4 protein-coding genes are annotated in these 8,043 nt (G+C 41.0%); all 4 read left to right on the top strand.

Features of this window, described 5'->3' with window-relative positions:
- Positions 1-238: 238 nt before the first annotated feature.
- Positions 239-763 (top strand): nuclear transport factor 2 family protein, encoded by a 525-nt coding sequence (locus QZT73_RS11715; protein WP_291781705.1) that lies wholly within the window; start codon positions 239-241, stop codon positions 761-763.
- A gap of 254 nt (positions 764-1,017) precedes the next feature.
- Positions 1,018-1,401 carry a response regulator gene (locus QZT73_RS11710; protein ID WP_291781702.1) on the top strand — a complete coding sequence of 128 codons (384 nt, stop codon included), beginning with the start codon at positions 1,018-1,020 and terminating at the stop codon, positions 1,399-1,401.
- Between the two features lie 146 nt (positions 1,402-1,547).
- Positions 1,548-4,859, top strand: a complete 3,312-nt coding sequence (locus QZT73_RS11705; protein ID WP_291781699.1) for a sensor histidine kinase — start codon at positions 1,548-1,550, stop codon at positions 4,857-4,859.
- A gap of 23 nt (positions 4,860-4,882) precedes the next feature.
- A partial coding sequence (locus tag QZT73_RS11700) for a two-component regulator propeller domain-containing protein (RefSeq protein ID WP_291788304.1) occupies positions 4,883-8,043 on the top strand: 3,161 nt, incomplete at its 3' end.

Raw genomic sequence — 8,043 nt, 5'->3', positions numbered from 1 at the left:
GAGGACGAATTTGAAAAAGTCCTAACAAGTATGACCTTAATCACCGAGTTCGTCAAAGGCAGTTTTGAACCGGTCATGGCTACTATTCCTTCCATTCATATGTCCATTTATTCCTACGGAAACTTTTAAGGTACTTTGGGACAGTAAATCCGCTTATTCGTCCCTGATTGATTTTATTTATCATTAATATTCAGGAGGTTAGTTAAATAATAAATCTTTTAACTTAACCTCTTTCTTTATGAAAATTTTAAAAACTATAGTGGCTTTAGCATTTATGATGGTGTTAATGCCTATGATTTCAAACGCACAGAATCCAAATGTCACAATTGAATTTCCGAATTCTGCAAAAGCTTTGGAGGTGATAGAGAAATATACCAAAGCACTTCAGGCCGGGGATGTAGCTGGGATGAATGCCCAATTAGCACCAGATGCCATGATTTATGGCTTAGGAGGAGGGTTGGACTCACTCACTGTGGCTCAGCACAAGGAATTTTACACGAATAGTACCAATCAATACAAACAGGTCCTTTCACAAGAGCTTTATCTGCCCATCAAAGTGTCCAACCAATGGAACGAGGGGGAATGGGTATTGGCTTGGGGGATCAATACCGCTACTGACAAGGCTTCAGGGAAAACGATTGTAATCCCCTACCATAGTGCAAGCATTGTTTCGAATGGCAAGATTACAATGATGCGCTATTGGTATGACATGTTGAATGTTGTAACAGGCCAAGGGTTTGAGATAAGGCCACCGGCAAATTGAGCTTTTAAATCGAAAAGAAGTTTTAACTTGTTAAGGGCATTTGGTAAAAGTAATTTTCCAATGCCCTATTTTTTTTCGGAAAGAAATTCCTATGCTTCGGACAATATATCCTATCGTTCGTCCTGATTCGAAATTTTAAACGATCAAATTTTTTAAATTATGGATATCCTATCAGGGGACAATGTGCCAAGGGTCAAAATGCACATTACCCAGTTGGTTTTAATGATTTATAACTATCCAAAATAAGAAGAAAGATGAAGTTTTTAGTGGTCGATGATGAGAAAGATGTTAAAATGTTGTTTCGACAGAAATTCAGGAAAGAGGTCCGCAATGGTTTAATTGAATTGGAATTTGCGTTCTCGGGTCAGGAAGCCCTTGAGATATTGAGGAGTCAAAAACCTCCTGAGGTGATGTATATTTTTTCAGACATCAATATGCCTGGTATGACGGGATTAGAATTGCTGGAGAGGGTCAAAAGCGATTTTCCCCAAATCAAGGTAAGTATGATTTCGGCCTATGGAGACAGTGAGAATTATGAAAGAGCGATGAGTTCAGGAGCCAAAGAGTTTTTCACTAAACCCATAAATTTCGAATCACTGAAATTTGAAGTGAATCAAATTCTAAGCGAGCAGTCCTGAGGCACTGATTGAAATGATGATTATCTGCTTCAAAAAGACAAAAACAGTTCGGAAAATTTAGGAGGTCCAAAGGGTAATTTTAACCTTTAAAATTTTAGTGTAGTAGCCTTAGTGTGGTTTTGTCCATCCAATTCAAATCCTTAAAAATGAAAGAATCTACCATCTTCCCTCTTGATTTAAACGCACTTCGGTCCTATTTCATCATTATATTTATAATTATTTTGAGCTTTCCTGCCTTGGCCCAAATCAATGCATCCAATGGTGTACCCAGCTATACCAATTATGTTGTGGGGGATTTGAGTATGGCTGGGCAGCAAGTCTGGAATGTCAATCAGAATAAGGACGGGTACATCTTTGTGGGCACCAGTTCTGGATTACAGAAATTTGATGGGAAAAACTGGGAGTTGCTTGCCTCTCCCACTACGGAGTTCAACACGAATGTCCGATCTACCTTAAATTCTTCAGACGGCACTTTCTACTATGGTTCATTAGGAGATTTTGGGGTAGTCACTACAGATTCGACCGGGAAGATTTTGGAACAATCGCTCTTAGATGGATTCCCTGCGGATTTTATTTTCAATGATATCTGGTCGATCCGTGAAAGCAAAGGAAAGATTTACTTTCAGGCAAGGGAGGCTATTTTTGTGTATACCCCCGGTGGAGAAAATCAATCCAGTAGCATTAAAATCTGGAAACCGGACACGGAGTTTATGTATGGGTTTAGTCTGGATGATACCTATTATACCCATCAGATGGATTTGGGATTATTCAAAGAGCATGGGGAAAAACTTGAATTTATTTCAGAAAGTGAATTTCTGGGTACAGATCGGGTGCAGGTACTCTTGCCCTACCGAAACCCAGGGGAATTTCTAGTGGGTGCATTTGCAGGCGGTCTTTTTCATTATGATGGCGAAAATTTCAATCCTTTCCAGACTGAAATCGATTATTTGCTACAAGACAGAAGCCTGTACAAAGCCTTGGCCCTACCTGACAGTACCTACGCCCTGAGTGTTTTGGGAAACGGATTTTTTATCATCGACCGGGAAGGAAAGGTCAAATCACAATTCAACACCAAAAACTCTATTCCCGACCAAAGTGTCTATGCTTTTCATTTGGACAATACAGAAAATTTATGGGTGGGGACAAATAGTGGCCTTTCTAAAATCGAAGTATTCTCCCCCCTTACCCGATTCGATTCTGATACCTATGAAATCGGAAATGCCCTTTCCCTTTCTGCTTTTGATAATACCCTTTATATCGGGACTTCCACCAGTGTACTCTATCTTGACAAGGATGACGGTATTATTAAGAAAATTGCAGGGATTCCCAACACACAGGTATTTGACCTAATACAAGATACAAATGGCGTATTGAGTACGGGAGTAGGGATCTATAGTATCAAAGGTTCAAAAGCAAGCATCATCCAAGGCACGGAAAATTTTCAGACATTGAAGGTATTGGTATCAGAAATGCACGAGGGCTACGTTTTCCTTAGTGGGAATTTTGGCATCCATGTATTCAAAAGAGAACTCGATAGTGATGGGGAGTACTTATACGAGGATATTGGCCCTATTTCTGGTGTTTCACGGGCTGTTTATTCACTGGCAGAGAATCAAGAAGGGGAGGTTTGGGCTGGTACGCAAGCCGGATTTTTATTCCGAATAATTTTTTCAAAGACAGCCTCGGGTAAGCTGGACATTCCTAATGCCAGAGTAAAGGATTATAGGGAAAAAGATGGAATCAGAGGGCTTTCCGGTCTTGTCAGAGGGCCTATTAATGGGAAAGTGTACACCTCAGGTGTAAATGGCTTTTACTATTTTGATACAAGTCTAGAGCAATTTGAGCGAGACGAAGTTTTCAGTTTTTCGGATGAAGTGGCCATAATCAACATGGACACTTATGGCTTAGGTGTAGGGGAGACCGGAAATGTTTATTTGGATTTTAAGGGGGAAAAACGACTGGCCATGCCTCAGGAAGATAACAGCTATAAAGTGGAAAGCTATCCGGTCAACCTGATTACTGCCAGTGGTGTAGCTTCCGGCTATACCGAACCTGACGGAGTGTTCTGGATCGGCACCGACGAGGGATTGATGAGACTTGACCCCAATAAAAAATATAAAGTGGATCATCCTGTTCCCCTTTATTTCACAGCAGTTTCGGCGGGAGAAGATCGATTTGCACTACCTAAATTTCTTGCCGGGAATACTCCTGAAATCCCATTCAAGGGAAACCGTATTTCTTTTGACTATGTTGCTCCATTCTTCGTGAGAGAAAAAAAGATACGGTATCAGACTTTTTTAGAAGGCCATGATGAAGAATGGAGTAAGTGGGAGGATAAAGTTTCACGGGAGTTCACCAATCTCCCTTATGGCAAATATACTTTTCGCGTACGAGCAAAAAACACCTTCAACACACAATCGGAGGAAATTGCTTACAATTTTGTTATCCTTCCCCCTTGGTATGCCACTTGGTGGGCATTTTTCCTCTATTTTGCAGGTTTTGTTCTCTTGGTTTATAGCCTGGTCAAGATACAAACCATTCGTATCCTGGCTCGGGAAAAAGAGAAAAACAGGCAGAAAGAACTGGCCCAGGCAAAAGAAATCGAAAAAGCCTATGAGGAACTTAAGGCCACTCAGTCTCAGCTGATACAATCTGAAAAAATGGCCTCCCTTGGTGAACTCACCGCCGGCATCGCCCATGAGATTCAGAACCCCTTGAATTTTGTCAATAACTTCTCAGAAGTCAGCGAAGAATTAGTCGATGAAATGAATGAGGAACTGGAAAATGGTGACCTAGATGAGGCAAAAAACATCGGAAAAAGCCTAAAGGAAAATCTTGCGAAAATCAAACACCATGGCAAGCGAGCCGATGCGATAGTCAAGGGCATGCTGGAGCATAGCCGGGGCAGCTCTTCCGAAAAAAAGCTGACCAACCTCAATGGGTTGGCAGAAGAGTTTTTGCGCCTGAGCTATCATGGACTGAGAGCAAAGGACAAAAGTTTTTCAGCTGATTTTGACACAGAGTTAGATCCAAATTTACCAAAGGTAAATGTTGTCGCTCAGGATGTTGGCCGTGTCTTTTTAAACTTGATCAATAATGCATTTTACGCCTGTGCTGAGCGTAGTCGAAGTACAGCAGATCAAAAAGAAAAGCCCTTAAAAGAAAACTGCAGTTCAGATGGTACCTACATGCCAAAGGTTACGGTCCAATCGCGATTGGTAGATTTGGCAGGTACTGGAGGCGTGGAAATCTGCATCAAAGACAATGGTTCAGGTATCCCTAAAGCCATCAAAGACAAAATCTTCCAACCTTTCTTTACCACCAAACCTACAGGACAGGGAACTGGATTGGGATTATCTCTATCTTATGATATCGTGAAGGCACATGGGGGTGAATTATCGGTCGAATCTACTGAGGATAAAGGCACCACTTTTATTATTACAATCCCAATTAATTGAAAATTTTCAAAGCAACTTGATTTATGAAACTATCAATTATCAAATCCTCTACAACATTTCTTTCACTCATTATTTTGCTTTGGGCTTATCCTACAAAAGTAAAATCCCAGGAAATCCAAATGGAAACCATCTCTATCTCCAATGGACTTGCCTCCCCACAGGTGATGGATGTGATGCAGGACAGCTATGGTCTGCTTTGGTTTGGTACAGCCAATGGCATCCAACGCTACGATGGCTATACCTGGAAAAATTTCAGGAATATTATTGGCGATTCTACAAGCCTCCAACACAACATGGTCTTTGATATTGAGGAAGATCAGAATAAAAATCTTTGGATCGCTACAGACCTTGGGGTTAGCTTTTATGACAGAGCCAAAAACACATTTAAAAATTATGAATTCACAAAGATTTTTGAAGGCGCTAGGGTACTGAATATTCTAAGCGATTCTCAGGGAAGAATCTGGGCTTCCACGCTCAGAATGGATATCGTCCAATATGATGCGGAAAATGACACTTGGGTAATGGCTCCATTTGCCAATGTAAATGGTGAAAAAGCGATCCATGATGGCCTTTCAATGGTACTCTATGAAGATGAGGAAGGAACTATCTGGGGCGGGTCTTCAACCCATGGACTGATGTCGCTCCGTAAGGATTTCAAAACCTTTAGCCCTGTTAAGTTCAGAGAAGAAAATGATTTAAATACATTTGAGAATACCATCACAGAGCTCTACAAAGATAAGGACGGAATATTATGGATTACTAGCAGGCAGGGAGTTTACAAATATGATCAACAAAAAGATGTCTTGAAGACGATCGTAAAATATGACTTTAACAACATTGATATTGCTACTTTTTTTAACTCCATCAAAGAGGACAGAGAAGGGAATATTTGGATTTTAAATAATTTCAGAGGGGTTTTAAAATTTCAAGGAAATAAAGACGAATACCAAGAGATCATCATTCCTGACAACAGAAAAATCTCTTCAGGTGGGTGGACGATTCGTTTTACCGAAATGATCTTGGACAAGAGCGGAATTTTTTGGCTAGCTTCTTCTACCAATGGGCTCTTCAAATATGATCCTGTCAACAAGCCCTTTAAGCATTATGGCCATGACCCGAAAAATCCAAATTCGGTAAGTTCAGGCGGTACTTACGGTTTGTACGCCTCAAAAATCAGTCCTGGGAAAGTTTTCATCGGTACGCGTGGGAATGGTATCAATATTCTCAACGAATCAGATCAATCGATTCAAAAAGTTGCGTTTTCTTCGTCAAATGACATGTTTGGCGGTTCAGCACGAGCGATTTACGAACAAGAGGATGGCACCCTTTGGATTGGAACATGGGGAGACGGACTGATCAAAATGAACCCCAACTTTCGGGAGGTTAATCGATATAAACGTGATGCCGCAGATCCTAAAAACAGCTTACCAAATGATCAGGTGCGGGTCATCCGGGAGGACCGATCAGGAAAGCTTTGGGTAGGTACCAATGGAGGTTTGACTGTTTTTGATCCAAAAACTGAATCTTTCAATGAACTCATCAGCCAATATGTCAACACTTATCCTGAGGATATTTTGGTACAAATAAAAGAATGGTTTGATACCGGCAAAGAACTGGCAATCATCAAAAATGTCATCCAAAACCAAGAGCTCACTCAGGATTTTCAAATCACCGAAAAGGGCACTTATTACGTCGTATGGGTTGGGGAGGGTGATCCATCTGGAATGGTAGATTTTGGTTGGCTCCAAAATGAAGCTGGAGAATCGATTATGCGCCCCGAGAGTATTGATGATACCTATTGGGCTGGAGGATCAATTAAAAACCGACTTCAAATTATCCAAACCGAATTGAATCCCGGCAACTACGCTTTACGCTATACTTCAGATGATAGCCATCATTACGATAATTGGAACGCTCCCGAGCCTGAATTTCTTCCACTCTATGGCATTGCTGTTTTTAAGCAGGAAGATCAACTCAATAACCAATCGATTATCGTGGAAGTGGCTGAACAAAAATCTGAAATCATCATTCAGGACGCGAATATTTCTGACATTGAAATTGGGGAAAAATACATCTGGGTTTCCAGCATCAATGCCGGAGTCACTCGAATAGATCCTGCAACCAATGCCGTAAAATACTACACTAGCGATCCTGCTGATCCGGCCACATTAAGCAGTAAGGAAGTATTGGATGTGATGGAAGATGGAAACGGAAACTTATGGATTGCCACTTATGGAGGGATTAACATTTTGAACATCGCAACTGATGAGATCACCAAATACTCCGAACAGGATGGCTTATCCACCAATATCCTAGAGACTGTATTGCCCGGTGAAAATGGAGAAATGTGGTTTTCTTCACAAAATGGGCTTATCCAAATGATGCAAAATGAATCTTTGGGCAAGGTGACCTTTATCAATTACAATGAAGCGGACGGACTAGGTGGCAATACTTTTCTTTCACTGGCAGCTGATAAGACCCCTGATGGGAAATTTTACTTTGGTGGAGATCATGGAGTGACGAGTTTTTCAACCATTGCTTCCAACAAAATCCCTCCCTCGGTCATCCTTTCAAATTTATCAATCTCAAATCGCTCCGTCTATGATATGCCTGAAAGCTCTCCATTGGACACAGATCTGCTTGCTACAAAATCCATTGTACTCAAGCATCATCAGAATGATCTCAGTTTTGAATTCGCAGCACTGCATTATGCCAATCCCTCAAAAAATCAATATGCACATATGATGGAAGGATTGGATGAAGACTGGATTTATGACAATCGAAACTTTGCTTCTTACACGAATTTAGAGCCTGGCACTTATACTTTTAAGGTAATCGCCTCCAATGCCTACGGATTTTGGAACGAGGAGGGCACCTCCATTGTGGTTACTGTCCTTCCACCTTGGTGGAAAACCTGGTGGGCTTACATGCTTTATGTGATTTTGATCGCATTAACAATTTTCTTGACCTATTCTGAATTAAAGAGGCGAATAAAAATGAAAGAAAGGGCAAAAAATTTGGAACGGGAAGTTGCCCAATCCAAAGAGATCAAAAAAGCCTATAAAGAACTTAAGGCCACCCAAGCCCAACTTATCCAATCGGAAAAAATGGCCTCCCTCGGTGAACTCACCGCTGGTATCGCTCACGAAATTCAAAACCCGCTGAATTTTGTCAATAACTTCTC

This window comes from Cecembia sp. (assembly GCF_007126775.1).
Lineage (GTDB): Bacteria > Bacteroidota > Bacteroidia > Cytophagales > Cyclobacteriaceae > Cecembia.
Note: the sequence above shows the minus strand (reverse complement) of the source record. Positions and strands in the feature narration are given on the sequence as shown.